This window comes from Enterocloster citroniae (assembly GCF_040545455.1).
Taxonomy (GTDB): domain Bacteria; phylum Bacillota; class Clostridia; order Lachnospirales; family Lachnospiraceae; genus Enterocloster; species Enterocloster citroniae.
The window spans coordinates 1-23322 of record NZ_JBEPLZ010000004.1 but is presented as its reverse complement, the minus strand read 5'-3'; the positions used below and the strand labels follow the sequence as shown (position 1 = coordinate 23322).

The following is a 23322-nucleotide window of genomic DNA, read 5'->3' as shown; positions in this document are numbered from 1 at the left end:
TTATTTTTCCCGTCCACGGGGGCATGTCTGAAGCACAGACTGAACGATAGCCCGGCCACGCTCCCTGACGTGAATTTCACTGTCTCTTCATAGCGTCAAAAGCCGCCAGTCCGCCGCCTGCCACACCGCTGGTCTGTGTGTGCTCCGGGAAAATGAATTCCAGGTTCTCCGATGGATAGGGATGGCGCGTTCTCTTTTTTACCTGCCGGATCAGATTTTCCATGGGGAAATCCTTCATGATCATGACGCCTCCCCCCATGACCACATAATCCGGGTCCAGGATCGTCACCTCCGTGCTGATGGGGTAGGCCAGGTATTCCACATACTCACGGATGGCAGGCTCATTTCCGTGTTTTGTGAAAATATCCCCGATCTCCGTCTCCGGGTAGTACTGGTTGCGGATCCGCTGCAGATGGGCGCCCGAGCACCGAAGCTCCGCGCACCCCTCGTTGCCGCAGGGGCATATTTCCTTCAGATGGAAGAATGGAACATGGCCCAGCTCCCCGGACACCCCGTTCTTGCCAGCGTGGAAACGTCCGTTTACATAGATGGCGTTGCCGAATCCGGTGCCCAGATACATGCCCAGTATGGTTTTATCCCCTTCCGGGTCCAGATTATATTTCTTAATATCATGGCAGAGCAGATAGTTGACGTCCCTGTCCACAAACACCCGGATTCCCAGGCCTTTTTCCAGAAGATGGCCCAGGTCCACATTTTCCAGCCCCTTTAAATTGGGGGTGGAGTACACAAAACTCTTATCCTTGCTGACAGCGGACGGCACTCCCACGGATATGGCGTCCACCTTTCCTGCCAGAGAGTACCGTTCCATGTAATCCCTGATCTCCCTGCACAGGATCTCCACAGCGCCTTCCTTCAGCATGGACGCGCTGGATTTTTTTTCAAAATGGCTTAGCACTCCGTCCTTTGCCACGCAGCCCAGACGGAAATTGGTTCCTCCGATGTCAATCCCTATTACAAGTCCCATATTGCTCCCACCTTACCGACTTACAGCCTTATTAAAGTTATCCATCATTTTATCCCATGCTGTTGCAAGATCCGGGTCCAGATGAAACAGGCCGGATGTGCCTACGATAAAAACCTCTGTGCCGGCCTTTGCCAGATCCCCAAAGGTTTTCTCATTGCAGGAGCCGTCCACCTCGATCAGATACTTGTATCCCTTCTCTTCCTTCAGTACTTTAAGTTCGTTTATCTTATCCAGCATTTCCCTGATAAAGGGCTGTCCTGCAAAGCCGGGGTCCACGGTCATCACCGTCACCTTATCAAGCAGATGGATGTAGTGCTGTATGTAGGATACCGGGGTGGCCGGGTTCAGCACAACACCCACCTTGCACCCCAGGGAGCGGATTTTGTTCACAATACGGAACGCATCCGCGTTAATGGTCTCCGCATGAGGGCAGATGAATCCCGCCCCCGCCTTGGCCAGGGGTTCGATAAAATCATCAGGGGTTGTGACCATCAAATGGCAGTCCAGGGGGATACGGCACACCGGACGGATGGCTTTGCAGAAATCCGGGGACAGGGTGATATTCTTCACATAGTGTCCGTCCATAATATCCACATGGTAAAAATCAGCCCTTGTATTTAAAATCTGAAGCTGCTCCTTGATATTGAGCAGGTCCATGCACATCAGAGATGGGTTAAACATTGGTTTCATTGTAGTTCTCCTCCTTATTTCTTAGCTTTCGCTACAAAATGATCAATGGCCACGGATATGATGATCAAGGCTCCCATTACGATCTTCTGGTAACTGCTGGGGATCATCAGGGCCGTCATGCCGTAGTTGATAATACCGATGATCATGCCGCCGATCACAACGCCCAGGATCTTGCCCTTGCCGCCCATAAAGCTGGTGCCGCCAATGATGGTTGCCGCAATGGCGTATGTCTCATATCCCGTACCTGCCGTGGGCGCAGCCGCTCCCACGCGTCCCAGAAGCACGATGCCTGCGATTCCGGCGCAGGTTCCGGAGATCATGAATACCAGAAGACGGTGAAGGTTTACATTGACGCCTGAGTACCAGGCCGCTTCCATGTTTCCGCCCAGGGCGTAGATGTTTCTTCCCGCCTTGCATTTGGTGGTGAAAAACGCACAGAAGGCAGCCACGATCAGCGCAATGATCACAGGGACCGGTATGTAGAGAATACTGGCGCTCATGGTCCTTGTAAAGGATGCCGGGAAGCCGTAAATATTCCTGGAATTGGAGATCACAAGCATCAGGCCCTGGAAGATGGACTGGGTGCCCAGCGTGATGATAAAGGGATGAAGTCCGGTCTTATTGACCAGCATTCCGTTGCAGAAGCCGATAAACATGCCGATCAGGATGCCTAAGATAAGGGCCGGTATCACGGGGATGCCGTTTACCATCAGCATGGCGGTGAGCATACCCACCAGGCCTGCCACCGCGCCCACGGAAAGGTCGATGCCCGCGATCAGGATTGCAAAGAATTCACCCAGGGCCAGAAGGATATTTACCGCGCTCTGTTTGAGGATCTGCGGAATACTGTCCGGGTTAAAGATACTGGACGGTTTTGCAATGGTCAGCACCCCCAGAAGCAGCAGGAAAATGCCTATGGTGCCGTATTTCTGCCAAAGTACGCCGAAACTTGGTTTTGTTTTTATTTCCGTCTGATTATTCATGGTTCTTCCCCTCCTGATCACTCTTCACCGGTTGATGATTTTAAAATATTTTCTTCTGTTGCCTCACTGATCCCATAGGTCATGCGGATCTCGCCGTCCCGGAACACGCAGATGGTGTCGCACACGGACAAAAGCTCCGGCATCTCCGAGGAGACCATGATGACTCCCTTTCCCTGGTCCGCCAGCCGCCGCATGAGCACGTAGATCTCGCTCTTGCTTCCCACATCGATACCCTTGGTGGGCTCGTCAAATATGATCACTCTGGACTCGGCAGCCATCCATTTTCCCAGGATCACCTTCTGCTGGTTGCCTCCGGAAAGCTCCGTTATATTCTGTTCCACATCGCGGCACTTGATGTTCATATCCAGCTTCTGCTTTGCCGCGTATTCCTCCTCCGCCTTGTTGTCCACCAGGCCCACCAGACCGTTTGCCCTGGATGTCTTTAAAAAGGGGACAATGGAAATGTTCTGTTTAATGCTGAAATTGTTGAGGAATCCAGTCTCGCGCCGGTTCTCCGTCACCATGGCCAAACCGTTTTTGATGGCCTCATAGGGGGAGCGGATGGTCACTTCCTCCCCGCCGATAAACACCTGGCCGGAAAGCTTTGGCTCGGCTCCGAAAATTGCGTTCATCAGCTCGCTTCGGCCCGCTCCCACAAGGCCCGCAAACCCCACGATCTCCCCTTTTCTCACCTGGAAGGACACATTGCGCACCCGGCCGTCCTTCCGGTTCATGTTCCTGGCCTCAAAGATAACCGGTTCCCCGCTGAAGTCCTGGACGGATTCATTGTGGTAGGTTCCCTTGATCTCCCTTCCCACCATCATGCGGATCACATCATCCAGGGTGATCTCCTTCACGTTCCTGGTGCCCACATAGGTGCCGTCCTTCAATACCGTGATCACATCCCCGATCTCCTTGATTTCATCCATTTTATGGGAAATGTACACGATTCCTTTTCCCTCCGCCTTCAGCTGCCGGATGATCTCAAACAGATGGGCTGTCTCGGACGTGGTCAGGGAGGAGGTGGGTTCATCCATAATGATTACATCCGCATTGGAGATCAGGGCCTTGGCTATCTCGCACTGCTGCTTTTCGGAGATGCTGATCTCCTCCACCAGCTGGCCGGGTTTGCGCTTCAGTCCAACCTTATCAAGCACCTCTTTGGCCCTGGCCGTCATGCCCTTATAATCCACCACCGGGATTCCTCCCACCCGCTTTGTGGGCAGCTTTCCCACAAACAGGTTTTCCAGGATGGACAGCTCATTGATCACGCTCAACTCCTGGTAAATGATGCTGATGCCGCACTCATAGGAATCCGTGGGCGTCAGATGGGAAAATTCCTTCCCTTTCACTGTTATCTTCCCGGAGGTGGGCTGGTATACGCCGCTTAATATCTTCATCAGTGTGGACTTTCCCGCCCCGTTCTCTCCCATGAGAACGTGAACCTCTCCCGCCTTGATCTCAAATGAAATGTTGTCAAGGGCCCTGACGCCGGGAAACACCTTGGTAACACCTTCCATTTTTACTAATGTCTCCATAAATCCTCCTCTTTTCTTTTTGGCCTGCGCGGTACTTGCAGTCCATCCTCAGGTCGTGCCTCTTACCTCCAGTGTGACCGGGATAATCGTTGTCTTTTCACGGATCTCCTTCTTCTGTATCATCTTAAGTATCGTGCTGCCCGCGGCCAGGGCCATCTGCCTTGTGTCCTGGGTGATGGTAGTGATCTGGGGGCTGGTAAACCGTGTCAGGGAAATGTTGTCAAATCCCACTACCTTCACCTCCTCCGGTATCTTTACCCCGGCCTCCAAAAGGACATTGATACAGGCCAGGGCCATCATGTCGTTGGTGGCAAATATCCCATCGAAAAAACATCCCCTGGACTTCATGAGCCGGTCCATAACACTGCGCGCCTGGGCATACTCAGGAAAGCAACTCACTTCCAGCTCTTCGTTATATGGGATATTGCCTTCCCTCAGCGCCCGCAGATACCCTTCCTTTCTGTATCGGATGGTGGAGGCACAGCGCACATCCCGCAGCAGAAGAATCCTTAAACAGCCCTTTCGGACCATCTCCCTGGTTGCCAGATACCCGCCCTCCTGGTTATCCGACATGATCAGCATCTCCGCGTTCTTGGGCGCCCGGTCGATGTAAACCACGGGAATGTTCCGGATCTTACCTGTGTGCTTGATCTCATTCTGTCCCGATATGTAGACGATCCCGTCAATGTGCTTTTCGATCAGTCCCCGGATGTGCATATTCTCCAGCTCGTAGCCCTCGTTGGAATTACAGATCAAAAGAGAATATTTGTGCTTCAGCAGATAAAAATCCAGCTCCTGGATGATCCTGGCAAAGAATTCGTTGGTCACATCCGGTACGATCACGCCAATGCAGCGGCTTTTGTTGGTCCTTAGCCCGATGGCATTGGCATTGGGTGTAAACTCGCACTCATTCACTGCCTTTTTCACCTTTTCCTCCGTCTCTCTGGAATAGCCGCCGTTATGGTTGATCACTCTGGATACAGTAGCCGTAGAAACTCCGGCCCACTTTGCCACATCCACAATAGAAGGTTTCTTTTTTTCATCCATCCGCAGCCTCCTGTTTTACGTAAAGGTTTTCGTATCTTGTAACTGAATAGTAAACCTTTACGTAATAAAAGTCAATATAAAATGTTTATTTCTACTATTTTGACGAAATTAATATTAATAATTTGTGCATCATTTATATTAATATCAGTAAACGTTTTCTCAATAAGCGTAAAAAAAGCCTTCCCGCCTTACGGAAAGGTTTTCCTATTCATATAATTTCACCGAAGACCATGTGGTTCTTATGAGACCGTGTGGTTACGCGTACACTTATGTTGGGCCTGCATGCAATTATGTGGTCCCACGTGCGATCAGCCGCACCGGTATGATCGTTTTTTTCTTCCTGATCTCTTTCCCTTCTATCATTTTCAGTATGGTTTCGCCTGCATGGAGGGCCAGTTCCTTTGTGTCCTGGGCAATGGTGGTGATCTGGGGGTTTGCAAACTGGGACAGGGAAATATTATCAAATCCAACCACCCTGACCTGGTCAGGCACTTTGATCCGGTTCTCCATCAGCACATTGATGCATGCCAGAGCCATCATATCATTGGTAGTGAAAATCCCGTCAAAAAAACATCCCTTTTCCCGCAGCAGACGCTCCATCACGCCTCTGGTTTCCTCATATTCCGGAAAACAGCTCATCTCCAGCTCCTCGCTGAAGGATATGCCGTTCTCCCCAAGTGCCCGAATAAATCCCTCCTTACGGCTGCGGATCGTGGACGCATAGCGGATATCCCTAAGAAACAGGATCTTCGTGCATCCCTTGGCGATCAGCTCCCTGCCCGCCAGATATCCGCCCGTCTCATTGTCGGAAAGGATCAGAACCTCCGCGTTCTTGGGCGCCCGGTCGATGTAGACAATGGGTAGGTTCTTGATCTCGCTGATCTCTTTGATCTCATTCTGTCCCGATATATAGATGATTCCGTCCACATGCTTTTCAGCCAGTCCCTTGATATGCATGTTCTCCAGCATATAGTCTTCATTGGAATTACAGACAAGAAGGGAATAGCGCCGGCTTAAAAGAAAGGTATCCAATTCCCGTATGATTCTGGCAAAAAATTCATTGGTGATGTCCGGGACAATGACGCCTATACTGTTGCTGCGGTTGGTCCGCAGGCCAATGGCATTGACATTAGGTGTAAATCCGCACTCTTCTATGGTCTTTCTGACCCGTTCTTCCGTCTCCTTGGAATATCCACCATTTTGGTTGATGACCCTGGAGACAGTTGCGATGGAAACCCCGGCCTTTTTTGCCACATCGATAATGGATACCCTTTTATTGCTTTCCATACATCCCTCTCATTCTTACACCTTCGGGGTGCAATTTACTCTCACCCTTTATTATAATGCCGATTCCGGACATGTCAAGCACCATGCTGGATATCCCAGGCCTGTTATATATCCACCGCACCCAGGACCGCCCATCTATATATATCCAGCGATTGCTGCAATGCAAGATTGGCTGACTGGAGAGCTGTTTCTGCCTGGAGGAATGCCAATTCTTTCTCCAGATATTCTTCCTGGCTCAAAATCCCGGCCTGGTATCCTGCATTCCCCACAGCTTTGGCCTGGACCCCTTTCTCATAACCAATCCGTGCCAGGCATACCTCCTGGCTTTTCTGCTGTATATCTGAATACATCCGTTTTATTTCGATTGTAAGTTTTTCCTCCCCCTCTTCAATCACATTTCATATCCGGATTATTTCTATTGATCAGTTCCTCCAGCTTTTCATACTCCAGTACCCCATCACACAACGTTTCTCCGTACACTTTCATTGACGCTTTCATTGCCGCATCTTCCTGGCGTACATCTGCACCAGGACCTGATCTGACTGCCGCCCAAGCAGACAGCCCATTCTGGAAAACAAATAGAAGTGCCAGCGTCATGCTGCTTCATTTCTTAGAATCTCCTGCTCCTGACTCCATAATGCTGTTCCAAGGGATAGCTGCAGCTGTTTTAACTCCGCCTCCTGTTTTATTCCCTTACCCGGACTTTTCTCTTTTTGTTCCCGCTCATAATGCTGTAATATACCGGCAGCATCAAAAGGCTTAAAACAGTGGAAGCTGCCAGGCCGCCTATATTTACAATTGCCAGCCCCTGAAGCATTTCACCTGAATGCCCCAGAGCCAGGGCCATTGGTACCATGGACAGGACAGTTGTCATTGTGGTCATAAGAATGGGACGCATCCTGACAGCCCCTGCCTCGATCAGTGCTTCCGGCAGTTCCATATCCTGACGGAATTGATTCACGGTATCTACATACAAAATACCGCTGTTTACCACAGTTCCTATGAGCATCAAAAATCCCAGGATAACAACCATACCCATGTCGCTTCCCATGAGGAACAAAAGGCCAAAGGCCCCAATCAGGCTGAAGGGGATGGTTGTCATGACCATAAAGGAAAATCGGGGCGACTCGAACTGGGCGGCCATGACAACAAATACCAGAAACACCGCCATGAGAACCGCGGTCAGCAGGTTTGTCATTTCTTCCATGGTAGTCTCATCCATGCTGCTGGTGCCCTGGTTCACAGAGGCATTCAGTTTTGGTTTCACCACTTCCTGAAGCAAAAGGTCATCTGCTCCCTCCCTTGCCCCAGGGGTATAGTCGCCGGTAATCGTCACCAGATATTGTTTATCTTCCCTGCTTATGCTGGCAGGGCTGTCCTGAAAGCTCAGCTGGGCCACATCACTTAAGGCCACATAGCTTCCATTATCCAGGCTCAGTGTCATCTGTCGTATCTGGTCCGCGGATGAAAACTCCCCTGGAGTATATTCCACCTTTACATCCACATCCTCCCCCTTCACCTTCATGGTAGTGGCCGTGATACCGTTGATGGCTTCATAGACACTGTGTCCCACAGATGAGGGCAGGAGTCCGGCTGCCTTGGCTTCGATGGCATCCACCATTACCTCCACCACCGGGGCGGAGTTCTCCAATGTGGAATGGATCCGCGTCAGTTCCCCGCGCTCCATCAGCTCCGCCACAATCTGGTCCGAGACTTTTTTTAGTTCATTATAGTCCGTACTTTTTAAGATCAACTCATATCCGTCCCCATCAGACATTCCGGCAATTGTATTCTCCTCCACTGACACATTGCAATCCGTTATCATGGACAGCTTCTGTTTAAATCGTTTTACGGCCTCCTTGGTGGGAGTTTTACGGTCATCTGTCAGGTAGACCATGATCTGGACCGAACCATCGCTTCCGGCTCCGCTGCCGCCATAGCTGGCAACGTAGGACTCCATTTCCCCATAATCTGCAAAAGCCTGCTCCACCTTGCGGATAACGTCATCCGCTTCCTCATCCTTCAGCCCGGGCGCCATTTCTACTGTAATTGCAATCTGTCCCTGGTCATCCGCGCTGATAAGGTTAAACCCCAGCTGCCCGGCCAAAAAAAAGGAGAAAACCAGGAGCAGGACCGATGTTCCCATGACGGTTTTCTTTTTGGGAAGGATCATCCTCATCACCTTCCGGTATGCTTCTTGAAGTCTTACCACGGGACGGGAAAAAGGGGCATGCTCTTTTTCCTGGGGTTTATACAGCATATAGCACAGCGGGACAATGGTAATGGCTGAAATCAAGGAAGCTCCCATACAGAAAACAATGGTAAATCCAAGGGGTTTAAACATTTGCCCCGCCATTCCGCCCAGCAGAGCCAGGGGCAGGAATACCACGCAGGTTGTCAGGGTGGATCCCAATACAGAGGATGCCACAATACCGGTTCCTTCCAGGGCATCGTGATAATAATCGATCAGCCCTTTTCCCTCTGTCTGCGTCATGCGGAAGCAGCTTTCCAGAACCACGATGGAGTTATCCACCATCATTCCCACGCCCATGGACAGGGCTGCCAGTGTCAGCATATTCAGTGAAAAATCCATTGCTCCCATTAAAATAAGTGCTGCCAGAATGGATACCGGTATGGAACTTCCCACGATCAGAGATGCCTTTAAATCTCCGAAAAACAGCCATATCACTGCCATGGACAGGACCATGGCAAGAATAATGGTTTCCACAATGGACAGCAGGGAGGAACGGATATCCTCAGAGCTGTCGTTAACAATATGGATGTCTAATTGGGGGTCACCGGCCATCAGGGAACGCACCATCCGGTTCACATTGGCGGAAACCTCCGCCGCAGTGACGCTCTGCTGCTTGCTGATGGACATGACTACCGCAGGTTCTCCGTTATAATGGGCAATACTGCGGTCCTTTTCCTGGGTCGTGTAAATATTCGCCACATCTCCCAGATATACAATATGTCCTCCGGAAACAGTCAGCGGTATTTCCTTCAAAGACTCCTCCGTATCAAAGCCCAGCCTAGTGGAAACAGAGGCCTCCTTCCGCCCTACGCTGATACTTCCCCCAGGCTGTTCCACCTCGGCTGTGGCCACATCATTGGCAATGGAACCTAAAGAAAGTCCGTATTGAGTCATTTCCTCGGACAGGACCTCGATCCGGATGTAGTCCCCGCTGCCTCCTGCTATGGCTGCTTCCGCCACCCCGGACAGCTTCTCAAATTCAGGAAGTATTTCTGAATTCACATAACCGTATTGATTGGCTTCGCCATTTTTGCTCACCACCAGTGTCATATCTGTCCCGCTGTCCATATCCAGTTCCATAATAACAGGCGTATCCGCATCTTCCGGAAGGTCCGGCACTGTCTCGTCAATCTTCTTTTTTAAATCGTCATATGCCTCGTTCAGATCCACTTCATATTCATACTGGATAACAACCATGGAGAAATTCTCCGAGGAAGTGGAGGTGATTTTCTTTGCCCCCTCCAGAGCGCCGGCTGCGGCCTCTATCTTCTGGCTTACCAACTGGTCCACGTCCCCGGGCTGGGCCCCCGCATAGGTGGTGGTCACCATCAGTATGGGCATATTCATTTCCGGTGTCAGTTCCTGTCTTGCACTTCTCACAGAAGAAAAGCCGAAAACAACCAGACAGAGCAGACACATGATGACTGTTACCGGCCGTTTTAACACAATTTTTGTCAATCCCTTCATGACCTTGCTGTCCCTCCCGTCATCGGCTGCCCCTCATCCTTCGTATGTTCCATGTTCTCATTCAGCAGAACCGCCCCGGCTCCCTCATAAAGTTCCGGACTCCAGGTCACTACCACCATATCCTGTACGGACAATCCATCTTTTACTTCCATACGTTCTGCGTCATATATCCCTGATTCAATGAATGTCTTATGTATGATCCCATTGTCATAGGTAAATACATAGGGCCGGCTGTTTTCATAGTAGACCGCATCCACGGACACTGTCAGCGCGTCCTCCACTCTGTATGAACACAGTGAAAGCTTCACCACCGCACCAGTGGAAAGCTGTTCCTTGGACTGCATGTCAAGGATTGCCTTTACTTCATAAAGACCGGTTGTTTCATCCGCCATCTCACTCATTTCTACAATTGTCCCTGAATAGCTTGTATCGTTCTTTTTGGCTTGAAGCTTATCCCCGGTCTGTATTCTCTTTCTTAATCCTTCTGTTACCTGGGTGGATATCATGGTATCACCCCCACCGACTATGACACATAGCTGATCGCCTGTAAAAACCCGGTCCAGAACCTCCATGCTGCAGCTTTCAATCCGGCCTCCAATGGGGGCTGTCATGTGGCTGTAAGAATATTGTTTTTCATAGTCCGTCACCGCCTGCCCATAGGCAATCTCTGCTTTTTCTGCTGTATTGATATGGTTTTCATATTCCTGCTGGGAAATTCCCCCGCTCTGGTACAGGATCGACATGCGGTTTAAGGCGGTTCTGGCTTCCCGAAGGGATACTTCCGCGTTTTTCATGGCACTTTCCGTACTTTCCACCAGTTTTGTATCAACAGTGCATATAGACTGACCGGCCTTTACCGTATCCCCGGCCTTTATGAAAACCTCAGTGATTGTTCCTGGGGCGTCCGGATAAATCCGGGCAATATATTCCGGTTCCACATACCCGATCAGGCTGGTATAAAGTTCAATATCTCCTATCTCCGGTGGTTCAGCCTCGATCACTGATACATTTCCTTCTTCCACCATCTCATCAGGAATAAAAAACACCCTGGCTGCTGCCACAGCAATCAAAGCAATCCCAAATCCCACTAAATAAAAAGCCTTCTTTTTCACATCATTTACCTTTCTTCCTGTTGACTTTTACTACTTACTCTCTGATGCACCGCTACATGTCAGCCCTCCTTGCATATTTGTTTGATGAATATATTATTTCATGAAAATATTTTTGTTTTGTATGGATTTTGTTTCAGTTATATTAATATTAGGTTAGAATGTCCAGATTATCACCATCTGAAAATTGTATCAAAAAGCGGACCGCAAATGAATGAATCTGCGATCCGCCTTTACTATTTTCTCTGTCTGTTTCTCTCTGTTTTATCCGGCAGACACCTATATAGTCTTCATCCGCCTCCATTTCCCGCTTTTATATCGTATGGTAAATGCCATGGACCGGGCCAGCCAGTCCATTCCCATGGCAGCCCAAACTCCAAAGACTCCAAAACCGCACAGGATGCCCAGTAACACCGCTGTCCCCAGGCGGAACACTACCATGGAGCCAATGCCTATGTACATGGTGATTTTCACATCCCCTGACGCCCGCAGGCTGTTTGCCAGATTAAAAGAGGTGGGGTGAAGGGCAATGGCCAGGATATTATGTGAAACAACCAGCCAGACGGTCACCTTATAAGTCTCCTCTGACACGTCAAAGAGCTGCAATATCACCGGCAGCCAAGCAATCACCACTCCTCCCAGGATCGCGGTATAGAGGTAGGAAATCTTCATTAACTTCTTTGTATAAGCCTTGGCCTGATCCTGCTCCCCGGCGCCGATACACCGGCCTACCAATGGAATGATTGCCAGGTTGACTGCATTCACAACGAGAACCGCTATCTGGTCCACGCTGTTGGCAATGCCGTTAGCTGCAATTTGAGTGGTTCCAAACATTGCAACAATACTGGTTACAAGCACCTTACCCAGAGCAAACAGCCCATTTTCTATTCCGTTGGGGACGGCTATCCCCAGTATTTTCCCTATCAGCTTCCGGTTCCATGCAAGCAGGTGTCTCCAGCATATGAAGATTTCATTGCTGCTTTGAAACGCCAGTCCCACCATAATAACCGCCGCCGCGCTCCTTGATATCAAAGTGGGAACCGCCACCCCTGACACTCCTGCATGCAGCACGAAAATGCCGATTGCATTTCCTGCTATATTAAGAACATTCATCAACAGGGAGACATACATGGTAACCTTTGTCCTTTTCATAGAGCGGTACAGGGCTGCGGATGAATTGTACAGCCCCAGAAACGGATAAGACAGCGCCGTGATCACAAAGTACGTGTTGGCTGCCGCCATAACATCCGGCATAACTTTTCCAAACAGCAGCCTTAAAATCAGGGTATGGAACAGGACACAGAATACCATAAGCGCCAGGGAAAACAAAAAACTGACAGTGACCAGCTGGCTGGCAGATTCATTGGCGTTCTCTTTCGCCTTCTTCCCAAGATACTGGGATACGATCACGGCGCCCCCTGTATCCACAGCTGCCAGCACCGTTGTCACCAGATAGCCGATCATATCCACCAGCGCAACGCCGGAAATCGCCGCCTCCCCTGCATAAGATATCATCACGGTATCGGCGATTCCCACCATCATTACCAGAACCTGCTCAATGACCAGGGGAATCAGCATATTTTTTATACTACGGTTTGAAAACATATACTCCATTTTTTTACCTGATTTTCTTTGTTAATATGGAAGCCCTTTAAACCAGCCTTCTACTCAGCCAGCGAGAAGGTAATCTCCACGCTTTCCGGAAGTTCATCAAACACAGCCAGGTCTGACGTGACTTTCCCCATGGGAAAGACTTCCATGGTAAGGTCTGGGCGGCTGGTCTGGGCATAAAAGATAGCGGCTGTATTGTTAGCCGGGCAATAAGTAATATGTCCATCTTCAAAGAAATACTGACCATTTCCCTGGGTCTGGATTTCGCCGTCTAAGACTCCGTAATATTCCCTTCCACCGTACCCGGACATAGTTATAGTCTGGGGAAGCATGGCGATAAACTGCTGTGACTGGGTATTGTTATAGAGCACTCCGTCCAAAATCCGGTCCCCAATGGTAATCCGGACGGCCATCTCACCGTTTGGCGCTGATATCTTCCCACCCTCTGCAAATGAGATCCCCAGGCCCTCCACCCACTGTTTTACAGTGTCCCGGGCAGATGGAACATCCTTTGCCTCCACAGCAAGCCCGGCGGCTACCTCCGCTCCGGGACAAAGGGAAGCGATGGTGGAGCAGCTGCTTCCAGCACCATATCCGTCATGTGTGCAGAAGGGAACCACGGTCTTTCCAGTGAGATCATACCCCTGAAGAAAGGCACGGACAGCCTGAGGGACATCCGTTGCCCATACCGGATACCCCACAAATACCACATCATAGTCTGACATGTCCAGGCTGCTGTTCATCAATGCCGGGAGCGTTCCCTGCCTCATTTCCTCGTGATTTTTGGTGACGACCTCATCAAAATCCGTTGAATAAGGAGTTTCAGTCTGAATCAGATGCAGTTCTCCGCCTGTAAGCTCCTGAATTATTCCGGCTGCATACTCTGTTGTTCCATACAGATCATTCTCATCCACTACAATGCTGGCTGATGAGGTGGCATCCACATCATCTTCGTACTTCGTATTGCCCCAGCGTGAAAAATAGGTGATCAACACCCGGCTCTCCTGAGTCTCCAAAGCGGCCTCCTCCATATCGGCGGTCGCTATCGCAGTCTGTATCCCATTTGATCCTGTTACAGCCCCATTGGCTTCGTTTTCTCCCAGTGCTCTCTCAGTTTCCACGGCTGTCTCCGCCTGGCTGATAGAACTGCATGCGGTTGCTGTTATAATTATTCCCATTGCAAGCATGACACATATATTTTTTCCCGTAATCATTCTCTCTCCTTTTATAATTGATCCTCTGTCAGTTCTGCTTCCTGGTGTGAATCATGTAATCTATACGGTCCAGCAACTGCTGTCTGACATGGATATCGTCCAGCATCTGGAACCTACACCTTTTCAGAAGACGGATCTGCTCCTCCACAGTACCTGTCCCCTGGTTCATCAAGTCTTTTAAACGCTTGAGTTCTTCCAATTCGACTCCAATCCTTGCTAAGGAATCTATATCCTGAATATCCTGCAGTTCCTTTGCCGCCTGGGCCGCGTCAAGATATTCCAACCGCAGCAGTCCCTGCTTTTCATAGAACCTCAATGTGTCCGTATCAATAGGAACCTGTTTGCCCGCATCTTCGATCGTCACCTGCATCCCTCCGTTCTTTTTTATTTTGACATGGATAAACCAGTTGTCCTTGGCAGCCCATACCAGTGTTGCATTCGTTTTATCATAGCAGCAATTAAAAAAAGCAAGTGCCGGAGGGATATGATTTCCTCCTGCACTTACATTATAATACCTGAGAAGTTCTATAACAAATACCTATGTTTTATGGGTATCTCATGCCGCAAAAGCATGTATTTTCCCATCAATGTCCATGGCCGTAATTTGCTTTTTTACGTTTCTACTGTCGCCATAGAATCTTTCATGTATTCAATAAATTTCATAGCTGCCCTGCTGAACGGCTGTTGCCGTTTCCACGCCAGCACACAGGTTGAAGTGATTTCCGGATATAGAGGGCGGCAGCAGATTTTATCCTTATCCCAGAGCAGCGTTGAGCCTTCCACCACAAGGGAGTATCCCAGTCCGTTTTGGACCATGATTGCACCATTGGTACTGAAATTGCTTTTGAATAAAATATTCAGATCTTTAAAGTAATCTCCGAACCAATTTGCCAGTTCGTTTTGCAGCCGGGCACGTCTGGCCATAATAATGGGAAGTCCGGCCAGATCCTTTGCCGTAATCCATTCTTTTCCCGCCAGAGGATCATCGGGGCGCATTAAGGCAACCCACCGCTCTCTGGTGCCAAGGCGGATAAATTCATACTTGTCAATGTCAATGGGCTCCAGCAAAAGGCCGATATCAATGGTTCCAACCTCCATGCGTTCCTTTACCTGGTCTGCGTTTGCGGTAAACAAGTCAAAGGTGACACGCGGATACCTCTGAATGAAGGATTTCAGCAGCTCCGGCAAAGTCTCCAAAGCGGCCAGTTCTCCGCAGCCTATGGAAATACAGCCCTCGACCTGTTCTTCCTGTACGGACAGCTCCTTTTCTGTTTTATCCACCAGCATTGTAATCTCCTCCGCCCGTCTTCGGAGCAGGATTCCCTCGTTTGTCAGGGATATTTTTCTTGTGCCCCTTATAAACAACTTTACACCAATCTCCTCCTCAAGCTGGGTCAACTGCCTGCTCAGGGTGGGCTGGGTTATATGCAGCACTTCTGCCGCCTTTGTTATGCTTTCTTCCCGTACAACTGTCAAAAAATAGCGCAAAACCCGTATTTCCATCCGCTGCCTCCTCATCTGTACTGTCTGCTGTTCAACCACGGTTGTCCGTGCCTCTCCTTCTATAGCATAGCACGATTATATTGTGTTGAAAACCGCTCAGGCGGTCGGTTTGTATTTCCCTTTGAATAAACCGCATTACCATCGGATATTCAGCAGATTATGCACAAGGAACAGCACCGGCATCCCGGAGCCGATCCATTCGCGAAGCATTTCTCCTGTGTTTTTGGTACGCCGTCAGCACGAGCGGAGATATCGTCATCAAAATGTCTGCAGCCATCTTTATCTTCATTTTCGTGTTCATATTGTATCCTTCCGTGACGGAAGGCGGGGCGGTAATCCTTTACGCGGCCTGCATAAAACGCTCCGCTCCGCCATGACCTGCTGTTCTTCTTTATTCTGTGCTGACAGCCAAACCCAGTCCGTTTACCCATTCCATTACCTCATCCTGGGAACTTCCCCCACCTAGCCTCTGGCCGGAAAGCCACTGGGCGCCGTCTGTCAATTCAGCCAGGTTTGAGGCACTGGAACCCAGGCCGCTGCCGCCGGAGGTACAGAAGGGAATCAATGTCTTTCCTGAAAAATCATAGCTTTCCATAAATGTACTTACAATCCTTGGAGCCTCCCCCCACCAGATGGGGTAGCCGATAAACACAATGTCATACTGCTCCATGTTTTCCACACCACCGGAAATCGCCGGCCGGGATGACGGGTCGTTCATTTCGATTGTACTACGGCTGCTATCGTCATTATAATTCAAGTCCGCATCCGTATAGGCTTCTTCCGGCACAATCTCGTATAAGTCGGCGCCCAGTCCATTGGCAATATGCTCCGCCACACCCTCGGTTGTGTTTGTGGCTGAGAAATAGGCAACTAATATGTTGATCTCGTTCATTGTATTGTCCTCATTTTCAGTGTCACCGGTCTGGGCGTCTTTATTAACAGCATCGGCATCTGCTGTATTACCGACCAGTCCGGTACTGCTTTCTGCAGGGTCCTCGTGTATGCCTGTTTCTTCTATTGTACGTCCCACAGCGGGAGCGGACGTACCCGCCGGTTCGCTGCTCCCGGTGCAAGGCCGCAAGAGCCATGGCTGTCAACAGGGTAAATAAAAATGCTGCGGGTTTTTTCATGTTTTTCCTCCAATTCTTTCTGTTCTTCCTGGGTATAGGGGTGTAAAGAAATATGAAGCTTTTCTTTACACCCCTATTATAAATTACGACTTTTTTGTTGTCTAATACTTAGATTCTTTGGCTACTTCATGCTTTTTAGGCATGGTTTCTGTATTCCGTTATCCTCTGATTACTGTACGATACCGGCTGATATTGGACAGGCTTCCGCTGATTCCGCTTCCTCCGCTGGTGCAGAACGGAATCACCGTCTTCCCGGTAAAGTCATTGGACTGAACCGATCCCCTCCACCGGATATGCCGCTCCCCTCCAAAGCCCTGTCAATCTTTCTCGATAAAGCCACATAGGACACTGGATTTAGAACAAAATACATGGCCTGTACTTCATATCCGCGGATTGCATATTGAGCCATATTAGTAATAAAGATAATCACAACCTCCCCATCTTTTTCCCTTATAGCCTCGGCAGTACTCATGCCGTCCATAAAACGCATCTGGATATCCATAAATATCCGGTGCAGCCCTTAAAATATTATGCCTTTTCTACACAGGCAACAGCATTTAAACTGCGTGGATAGCCAATATATGGCAGGCACTGGGAAATCACTTTCATTAAATACTCCTTCGTATTTCCGAGACGTATATTGGCTGCCGCATGGCTGATCAGCTGCGGTTCACAGCCGCCCTGGGCTGCCAGAAAGCAAAATGTAATCAGCTCACGCTGTGCAAAATCCAGGCCCCTGCGGGTATAATAATCCCCAAAACAATTGGCGGCGAGCCAGCGGTTTACATGCCTCTTTTTCCAAAAGTCCCGCATTCCTTCGCCAAAAATATCCACTTGTGCCTGGGAACCTTTTTCCAGCCGGTCTTCCATTGTAGTAGTTGCCTGTCCCGGCAGGGGCAGAGGGACTTCTCGGCTTTCCAGTACTTCATTTGTCACTGATAAAAATGGGCGCATTCTTCCTATTCCCATATAATCCACGGACTGGTAAACGATTTCCTTCACCATCACCGGTGTCAGTCCTCCGTCCAGGGCTGACGGAAGGATTTCCCGGAATGTGTCGATCCCCTGACACCCGATCAGGGAGGCCAGAATCACCATATAACGCACCGGTTCATCCAACTGCTGCCCGTTCTCCTTTACCACTTCCTCCAGTGCAAAATAGTCCAGGCGTTCCATAAACTCAGGATCTGTCTCATGCAAATCTCTCATTTTTTTCTTCCTCCTACTATCTTCCTCTAAATTCTTTCTCAGATTTTCTGTTCCCCCAGAGACCAAGCATGCGTTTCACTATGTGTTTCCGGTCTGTTCTGCGCCATAACGCCCGTCAGTCCATGGGGAACATAGGCGTCTTCTAAATATGCCAGTTCTTTATCAGTCAGACTTAGTTTTTCTGACGCTGCCGCCCCTTCTATATGTTGTAACTTAGTGGCACCAACTACAGGGGACGTTACCTTTGTCAGAAGCCATGCCAAAGCAATCTCTGTCATAGATACGTTCCTGCGGTCCGCCAGTTCTGCCACCCGCCCGATGATCACTTGATCCTGTTCCGCCGTCTTATCATATTTGAATCTGGCATATTCATCTTCTGCCAGGCGTTTTGAAATTTCCCCCGGCCTCCTGGACAGCCGTCCTCCTGCCAGTGCACTGTAAGGGGTCAGTGCAATTGTTTCCTCCCTGCAATACGGAACCATCTCTCGTTCCTCCTCCCGGAAAATCAGATTGTAATGCCCCTGGACGGAAACAAATGTTGCAAAACCTTCCTGTTGCGCCAGTGCATTGGCCTTTGCCAGCTGCCACGCAAAGCAGTTGGAGATTCCGATGTACCGGGCCTTTCCGGTTTTTACCACACGGTTTAAGCCGTCCATTATATCATAAAGAGGCGTTTGGTAATCCCACATATGGTAGATATACAGATCCACATAATCCACGCCCAGATTTTCCAGGCTTTTATCCATCATACGCTGAATATGCTCCTGTCCGCTGACTCCCTTTGCGATTTCTTCCGGGGTGCGTGGAAGAAACTTGGTGGCGATCGCTACATCCTTGCGCTCTGTGAAATCCTTTAGCGCATGCCCTAAAAACTGCTCGCTGGTTCCGCTCTGATAGGCAATTGCCGTATCAAAGAAATTGACCCCTAGTTCAAGCGCCCGTTTTATAATTTCTCTGGAACGTTCTTCGTCCAATGTCCAGCTATGCTGGCCCTTCTGTGGATCCCCAAACCCCATACATCCCAGGCAAATGCGGGATACGGTCAAGTCTGAATTACCTAGTTTGGTATATTTCATCTTCTCCTCCTCTTTACTCCATAAACTCAATGGTCCCCGTAAAGTCATCCTCTTCCCCGGACAATACTTCCAGCCCGCTTTCCACGACCCCCAGAGGCACAAGTTCGTTAGAGTGACGGAAATCTCCATAGAAAATCGTAAAACTGCCCCATGGCCGGTAAATCACCATCTCTCCGGTAACCGGGTCATATCCCGGATCTTCATCAGCAATGGAGAATGGGGCACCGTCATTTCTTGCCGGTTTTTCTATACCGGAAAGATCACAGAATGCCTCTGCAGCCCCTGAATCCAGGACTCCAGTTCTTCCGCCATTCTGTCTCCACCGGCATTGGTAACATGAAATCCAGCTTGTACTTGTGCGTTTGGGCATAATACGGCAATATCCTGCTCCACACATCCACGTTCTTCCCCTCTGTGGGTACAGAATGGGATCACAATTTTGCCATCTGTTTGTATCCGTTCTAAAAAGGAAGCCGCCGGAGGGGATATCCTCCCCCTCCAGCAAGGCGTTCCTATAAATATTACATCATATCCTTCCGGTATTGTCTCAAATGGCAGAAGCCTGGGCCTATGGTTCTCCCGGATTTCCTTTTCTGCCTGCTTTTTGAGTTTGCAATATTCCAATGGATACGGCTGCCACGGATATATCACGCATAAGGTTCCTCCGGTTATCCGCCGGATTACTTTTGCAACCCTTAAGGTGTTCCCTGTATTGGAGAAACAGGCAATCAGTATTTTTACCCCATTCCTAGCTTTCGCCCCCGTTTCCACTGCTGCCGAAATCACTCCTCTCTCCATCCGGCTTCATATTACTGGGTATCAATACCGTTTTGTTCCAGCCATTCCGTCACGCCTCCAGGCATACGGTCACCGCCGGAGTAAGAAATTGCCAGTCCTTCCCGGATTTCCGCAGCAGGGGCCAGCTTAGCAATAGCTGTCAGGCTCTGCCCAAACCTTCCGCCTCCATGGCTGCAAAAGGGAATGATAATCTTCCCTGTGAGATCATATTCTATTTCAAAGAGATCCGCCCCTGTCTGGCGCTCAATTTCCCGGGCAATCCCCCTGGTATTTCCTCCCCAGGAAAAATATGCGATCAGCACCCTTCCACTTCCGCCGTCCTCCTTTTCCCGGCTTTTTGACGTTACCGCCGCGCCGGAAAGTACCGCTGCATTTCTTGCAAGGCGGAAGCCTATGTTATAACTCTTATTGTCCTCCGGCATTGCGGCGCGGTAAGCGGAGCGGAGATTTTTAGCAAAGTCATTCCAGCCTCCGCCCCTGTTGACCCTTCGGGTCCCGTTGTCCGGCCCTGTGGGATTTTCGCTGTCGGTACTGTCATAGGATCCGTAACAGTCCCACACCCACTCACCTACGTTTCCATGCATATCATAGAATCCCCAGGCATTGGGCTGAAAGCTTCCCACCGCCGTTGTGATCTGGCGGTATACGCCCGGCTTTGTCTCCAGATTCCCCTGGGAAAAATAGTTGTCCTCAATCATATAGGGATAATCTCCCCAATAGTTTGCCTCCTCCGCACTGATGGAAGTCTGGGTATTAAATGGGGTCACTGTACCGGCCCGGCAGGCGTATTCCCACTCAGCCTCGGTTGGAAGCCTGTATCCTGAAGCGCTACGGTTCCAGCTTATGGTGCCATCCCCGATCTCATAGGCCGGTTCCAACCCCTCCTTTTCGCTGCGTGTATTGCAGTAATTAACCGCGTCCAGCCAGGAGACCATTTCCACCGGCAGATTTTCACCAATAAAAGAACTGGGATTGGCGCCCATAACCTGCCGGTACTCATCCTGGGTCACTTCGCAGGGAGACAGATAAAAATCATCTACTGTAACGGAATGCTGCGTTTCATCCTGACTTCTCCAGGCCTCAGACTCCGGACTTCCCATATCAAAGCTTCCACCAGCTACAAGTATGAACTCATCCCCACCAATCTCCCCCTGTATACCCTGTCCGGAACCGGTGCTGCCTGAAGTCACCAATTGCTCCAACGGTTCGGGGTGTTCCGGATTTTGGGATGGAGATAGTGAACCGCCTGTTTTTGCATCTCCTGTGCCTGTACCGCATCCTGCCAAAAGCACTGCTGACAGAAGAAAAACAGAAAAACTGTAAAATCTGTTCTTATCCATAACGTACCTCCACTGTTTCGTCATCAAGGGGTGATTTCCAGTCCGTCTATCCAATGATCTTGGCTTCATTCTGTATTGCAGCCGCAAGTGCGGCAAGTTTCTGTTTCATTATAATCTCCTCTGATATTGTTATGGTTCCGTATGCTGTTCCTGTTCCTTGTTGATTTCCGTTCCCATCTTTTTCTTTCCCAACAACGCCGGCAGTTTTGCTCCATAATGGGCAAGATAAATAAACAGTCCCATCATTGCCATGTAATCCAAATAAAACATCAGCGGCGGCTCGTTATAATCCAGGAATACAAACTCCGTCCGCACCAGCATATAGGTCAGCAGATCCCGCCGGATGAATACCGACAGTCCATAAACGGCAATAGCTGTCCCGGCCAACGGAAGGAGGATACAAAGAGACCATGGAAACGTTTTAGAGTTAAACCCGCGGCTCGCCATACCCAGGAACATTTTCCAATGCAGTCCCAAATGAACCGCCATAAGGACAAATCCCCAGTAAGCTCCTGCCATATGCAAAATCCTTGCAAGTGACATGCCGCCCCGGATGGAAAGGAAGGCAAATGCATAACGGGACAGTACGATTCCACTGTACATCATGCACATCATGGAGATAAGCAGCAGCATATTAACAGCCGCCTGCATGACACGTAGGGCCGTATACCTGCCGCGAAACAGGTTTTTGTACCAGTTCCTGTTAAGTATGTTGTGCAGGATAAAGAGGATAAACAGGCCTGCTCCCACCCATTCGTGAGCAGCTTCTCCCCAAAGCTGATATCCCATTAGGAACAGCAGCCCAAATGTCATAGCGATATCCAGCGCAATCTTAAATCTCATCTTCCGGTTCATATACGGTCTTTTCCCTTTCTTTTGGTTATTATCTTCATGGATTTTCTTCATGGATTTTTATCTCTATTGACTGTCACCCTCCTATCCGCTGATTCCTTCACCGCTGCATCCGGTTGATCAATAACCGATTTCAGCCAGCCAGCTTTTTATATCTGCTTGTGCATTTGGTATATCATTGCGGTATATGCCTATCACATTGCGTTCCACTTCACATTCCGGCATAGCCCTGGTTAGGTCCTGCACACTGCTTGCCAGGCCGCCGGTTCCATGGGAGCAGAAAAGGATTACTTTTTTGCCGGCCAGATTGTTCTCCTCTATAAAAGAATACAATGCCATGGGTACCGTATACCACCAGTTGGGATATCCCAGAAATACCACATCATAATCGTCCATATCCTCTACGGCAGCTGTCAGCTTTGGGTGCACGCCATCCGCTTTTTCATCCGCAGCACGGTTCAGGCATTCGTCATAATCGCTGGAATAAGGTTCTTCCACCTGAATGGAGAATAAATCCCCGCCAACCTCTTCCTGAATCCAGTATGCCATTTGCTCCACATTACCGGGGGGCAGTACGCTGGCCGAGGAGGTTGCATCCACATCCACGGAGGAGGGGTTCTCAACAACCGTATTATCCGCCCAGGTGAAATAGGCAATGAGGATTTTCCGGCCTGCCGCCGATTCCACAAGAGATGTCCCCAATGCTTCCGTTTCCGCTATGGGTGTACTCTCTGCCGGATCAGTCCCGTCTGTCACAGCTGTGTCTGGCAATGATGATGTGCCAACAGCCGCAAATGTGCTGCAGCCAGTAAGCGAAACCGCGGTCATCAGTGCCATTATCATACAACTTACCTTTTTCATGAATTTGTCACCCCCTTTCCAAATATCATGCATTTGCCGATTATAGGAATCGGATATAAACCTAATACAGAGCCGAAAGTTTTCTTCATTATTAGTTTCCTCCTTAATGATTTTATATTTTCAAAAGTTCTCTCCTTTGAAATCATTTGACTGTTTAGCCGGTTTCATGTTTCATACGTTTATTCTATTATGACAAGGTTTTAATGTCTAATGCTTATGTCATATGGTTTATCATACGTGAAATGAATGGTTTTTTAACCAAATCACCCAAATGGTTAGTTGAAATCCTAAATGCAACATTGAAGTTGTAAATGCACATTGGAAATTTCACGAAGTTGTAAATGCACCATGACATGGGTAAATGCAAC

23 protein-coding genes are annotated in these 23322 nt (G+C 49.4%); all 23 read right to left on the bottom strand.

Annotated features, from left to right (window positions below; translation table 11 throughout):
* Window positions 1–76: 76 nt before the first annotated feature.
* On the bottom strand, window positions 77–985 hold the full coding sequence (alsK, locus tag ABID13_RS06080; RefSeq protein ID WP_048930404.1) for an allose kinase: 909 nt from the start codon (window positions 983–985) through the stop codon (window positions 77–79).
* Window positions 986–997: 12 nt separating this feature from the next.
* Window positions 998–1675, bottom strand: coding sequence for a D-allulose 6-phosphate 3-epimerase (gene alsE, locus ABID13_RS06075; RefSeq protein ID WP_007870952.1), 678 nt, complete (start codon window positions 1673–1675; stop codon window positions 998–1000).
* A 14-nt stretch (window positions 1676–1689) separates the two neighbouring features.
* Window positions 1690–2658 (bottom strand): D-allose ABC transporter permease, encoded by a 969-nt coding sequence (gene alsC, locus ABID13_RS06070; RefSeq protein WP_007870950.1) that lies wholly within the window; start codon window positions 2656–2658, stop codon window positions 1690–1692.
* 17 nt (window positions 2659–2675) lie between these two features.
* A complete protein-coding gene (locus tag ABID13_RS06065; RefSeq protein WP_007870948.1) occupies window positions 2676–4196 on the bottom strand; it encodes a sugar ABC transporter ATP-binding protein in 1521 nt (506 codons plus the stop codon).
* Between the two features lie 48 nt (window positions 4197–4244).
* A complete protein-coding gene (locus ABID13_RS06060; RefSeq protein WP_048930403.1) occupies window positions 4245–5243 on the bottom strand; it encodes a LacI family DNA-binding transcriptional regulator in 999 nt (332 codons plus the stop codon).
* A 288-nt stretch (window positions 5244–5531) separates the two neighbouring features.
* On the bottom strand, window positions 5532–6530 hold the full coding sequence (locus tag ABID13_RS06055; RefSeq protein WP_048930402.1) for a LacI family DNA-binding transcriptional regulator: 999 nt from the start codon (window positions 6528–6530) through the stop codon (window positions 5532–5534).
* 104 nt (window positions 6531–6634) lie between these two features.
* Entirely contained in the window at window positions 6635–6925 is a 291-nt protein-coding gene (locus ABID13_RS06050) for a hypothetical protein (RefSeq protein WP_048930401.1), read from the bottom strand.
* Between the two features lie 290 nt (window positions 6926–7215).
* Window positions 7216–10251: an efflux RND transporter permease subunit gene (locus ABID13_RS06045; RefSeq protein ID WP_048930399.1), complete on the bottom strand. Its 3036-nt coding sequence runs from the start codon at window positions 10249–10251 to the stop codon at window positions 7216–7218.
* Window positions 10248–11363 carry an efflux RND transporter periplasmic adaptor subunit gene (locus tag ABID13_RS06040; RefSeq protein WP_053095354.1) on the bottom strand — a complete coding sequence of 372 codons (1116 nt, stop codon included), beginning with the start codon at window positions 11361–11363 and terminating at the stop codon, window positions 10248–10250. The genes ABID13_RS06045 and ABID13_RS06040 overlap by 4 nt, the downstream gene beginning before the upstream one ends.
* A gap of 276 nt (window positions 11364–11639) precedes the next feature.
* On the bottom strand, window positions 11640–12965 hold the full coding sequence (locus ABID13_RS06035; protein WP_048930533.1) for an MATE family efflux transporter: 1326 nt from the start codon (window positions 12963–12965) through the stop codon (window positions 11640–11642).
* A gap of 59 nt (window positions 12966–13024) precedes the next feature.
* Window positions 13025–14185, bottom strand: coding sequence for a flavodoxin (locus tag ABID13_RS06030; protein WP_156200131.1), 1161 nt, complete (start codon window positions 14183–14185; stop codon window positions 13025–13027).
* A gap of 28 nt (window positions 14186–14213) precedes the next feature.
* Complete coding sequence (locus tag ABID13_RS06025; RefSeq protein ID WP_156200129.1) at window positions 14214–14549, bottom strand: MerR family transcriptional regulator; 336 nt, start codon at window positions 14547–14549, stop codon at window positions 14214–14216.
* A gap of 248 nt (window positions 14550–14797) precedes the next feature.
* Window positions 14798–15688: a LysR family transcriptional regulator gene (locus ABID13_RS06020; protein ID WP_048930397.1), complete on the bottom strand. Its 891-nt coding sequence runs from the start codon at window positions 15686–15688 to the stop codon at window positions 14798–14800.
* A gap of 391 nt (window positions 15689–16079) precedes the next feature.
* Entirely contained in the window at window positions 16080–16718 is a 639-nt protein-coding gene (locus ABID13_RS06015) for a flavodoxin (protein ID WP_082173935.1), read from the bottom strand.
* Window positions 16719–16976: 258 nt separating this feature from the next.
* Window positions 16977–17063, bottom strand: a complete 87-nt coding sequence (locus ABID13_RS06010; protein WP_242849279.1) for a hypothetical protein — start codon at window positions 17061–17063, stop codon at window positions 16977–16979.
* On the bottom strand, window positions 17060–17320 hold the full coding sequence (locus tag ABID13_RS06005; RefSeq protein ID WP_048930395.1) for a LytR/AlgR family response regulator transcription factor: 261 nt from the start codon (window positions 17318–17320) through the stop codon (window positions 17060–17062). The genes ABID13_RS06010 and ABID13_RS06005 overlap by 4 nt, the downstream gene beginning before the upstream one ends.
* A 26-nt stretch (window positions 17321–17346) precedes the next feature.
* A complete protein-coding gene (locus ABID13_RS06000; RefSeq protein ID WP_048930394.1) occupies window positions 17347–18027 on the bottom strand; it encodes a carboxymuconolactone decarboxylase family protein in 681 nt (226 codons plus the stop codon).
* Window positions 18028–18065: 38 nt separating this feature from the next.
* Window positions 18066–19103: an aldo/keto reductase gene (locus ABID13_RS05995; protein ID WP_048930393.1), complete on the bottom strand. Its 1038-nt coding sequence runs from the start codon at window positions 19101–19103 to the stop codon at window positions 18066–18068.
* A gap of 13 nt (window positions 19104–19116) precedes the next feature.
* Complete coding sequence (locus ABID13_RS05990) at window positions 19117–19395, bottom strand: cyclophilin-like fold protein (protein ID WP_465244961.1); 279 nt, start codon at window positions 19393–19395, stop codon at window positions 19117–19119.
* Window positions 19350–19901, bottom strand: coding sequence for a flavodoxin (locus ABID13_RS05985; protein WP_082173934.1), 552 nt, complete (start codon window positions 19899–19901; stop codon window positions 19350–19352). Before ABID13_RS05985 ends, ABID13_RS05990 begins: the two co-directional genes overlap by 46 nt.
* 11 nt (window positions 19902–19912) lie before the next feature.
* Entirely contained in the window at window positions 19913–21241 is a 1329-nt protein-coding gene (locus ABID13_RS05980; protein WP_053095353.1) for an SUMF1/EgtB/PvdO family nonheme iron enzyme, read from the bottom strand.
* Window positions 21242–21370: 129 nt separating this feature from the next.
* Window positions 21371–22096: a DUF4405 domain-containing protein gene (locus tag ABID13_RS05975; RefSeq protein WP_007870919.1), complete on the bottom strand. Its 726-nt coding sequence runs from the start codon at window positions 22094–22096 to the stop codon at window positions 21371–21373.
* A 117-nt stretch (window positions 22097–22213) separates the two neighbouring features.
* Window positions 22214–22954 carry a flavodoxin gene (locus ABID13_RS05970; protein ID WP_007870916.1) on the bottom strand — a complete coding sequence of 247 codons (741 nt, stop codon included), beginning with the start codon at window positions 22952–22954 and terminating at the stop codon, window positions 22214–22216.
* Window positions 22955–23322: the final 368 nt, after the last annotated feature.

Coding starts and splice junctions, on each gene's coding strand:
- alsK (WP_048930404.1), bottom strand. CDS start 985: ATGGGACTTGTAATAGGGATTGACATCGGAGGAACCAATTTCCGTCTG.
- ABID13_RS06060 (WP_048930403.1), bottom strand. CDS start 5,243: ATGGATGAAAAAAAGAAACCTTCTATTGTGGATGTGGCAAAGTGGGCC.
- ABID13_RS05995 (WP_048930393.1), bottom strand. CDS start 19,103: ATGAAATATACCAAACTAGGTAATTCAGACTTGACCGTATCCCGCATT.
- ABID13_RS05975 (WP_007870919.1), bottom strand. CDS start 22,096: ATGAACCGGAAGATGAGATTTAAGATTGCGCTGGATATCGCTATGACA.
- ABID13_RS06065 (WP_007870948.1), bottom strand. CDS start 4,196: ATGGAGACATTAGTAAAAATGGAAGGTGTTACCAAGGTGTTTCCCGGC.
- ABID13_RS06030 (WP_156200131.1), bottom strand. CDS start 14,185: ATGATTACGGGAAAAAATATATGTGTCATGCTTGCAATGGGAATAATT.
- ABID13_RS06055 (WP_048930402.1), bottom strand. CDS start 6,530: ATGGAAAGCAATAAAAGGGTATCCATTATCGATGTGGCAAAAAAGGCC.
- ABID13_RS06005 (WP_048930395.1), bottom strand. CDS start 17,320: ATGGATATCCAGATGCGTTTTATGGACGGCATGAGTACTGCCGAGGCT.
- ABID13_RS06035 (WP_048930533.1), bottom strand. CDS start 12,965: ATGTTTTCAAACCGTAGTATAAAAAATATGCTGATTCCCCTGGTCATT.
- ABID13_RS05980 (WP_053095353.1), bottom strand. CDS start 21,241: ATGGATAAGAACAGATTTTACAGTTTTTCTGTTTTTCTTCTGTCAGCA.
- alsE (WP_007870952.1), bottom strand. CDS start 1,675: ATGAAACCAATGTTTAACCCATCTCTGATGTGCATGGACCTGCTCAAT.
- ABID13_RS06000 (WP_048930394.1), bottom strand. CDS start 18,027: ATGAGAGATTTGCATGAGACAGATCCTGAGTTTATGGAACGCCTGGAC.
- ABID13_RS05985 (WP_082173934.1), bottom strand. CDS start 19,901: ATGGAGAGAGGAGTGATTTCGGCAGCAGTGGAAACGGGGGCGAAAGCT.
- alsC (WP_007870950.1), bottom strand. CDS start 2,658: ATGAATAATCAGACGGAAATAAAAACAAAACCAAGTTTCGGCGTACTT.
- ABID13_RS06045 (WP_048930399.1), bottom strand. CDS start 10,251: ATGAAGGGATTGACAAAAATTGTGTTAAAACGGCCGGTAACAGTCATC.
- ABID13_RS06020 (WP_048930397.1), bottom strand. CDS start 15,688: ATGGAAATACGGGTTTTGCGCTATTTTTTGACAGTTGTACGGGAAGAA.
- ABID13_RS05970 (WP_007870916.1), bottom strand. CDS start 22,954: ATGAAAAAGGTAAGTTGTATGATAATGGCACTGATGACCGCGGTTTCG.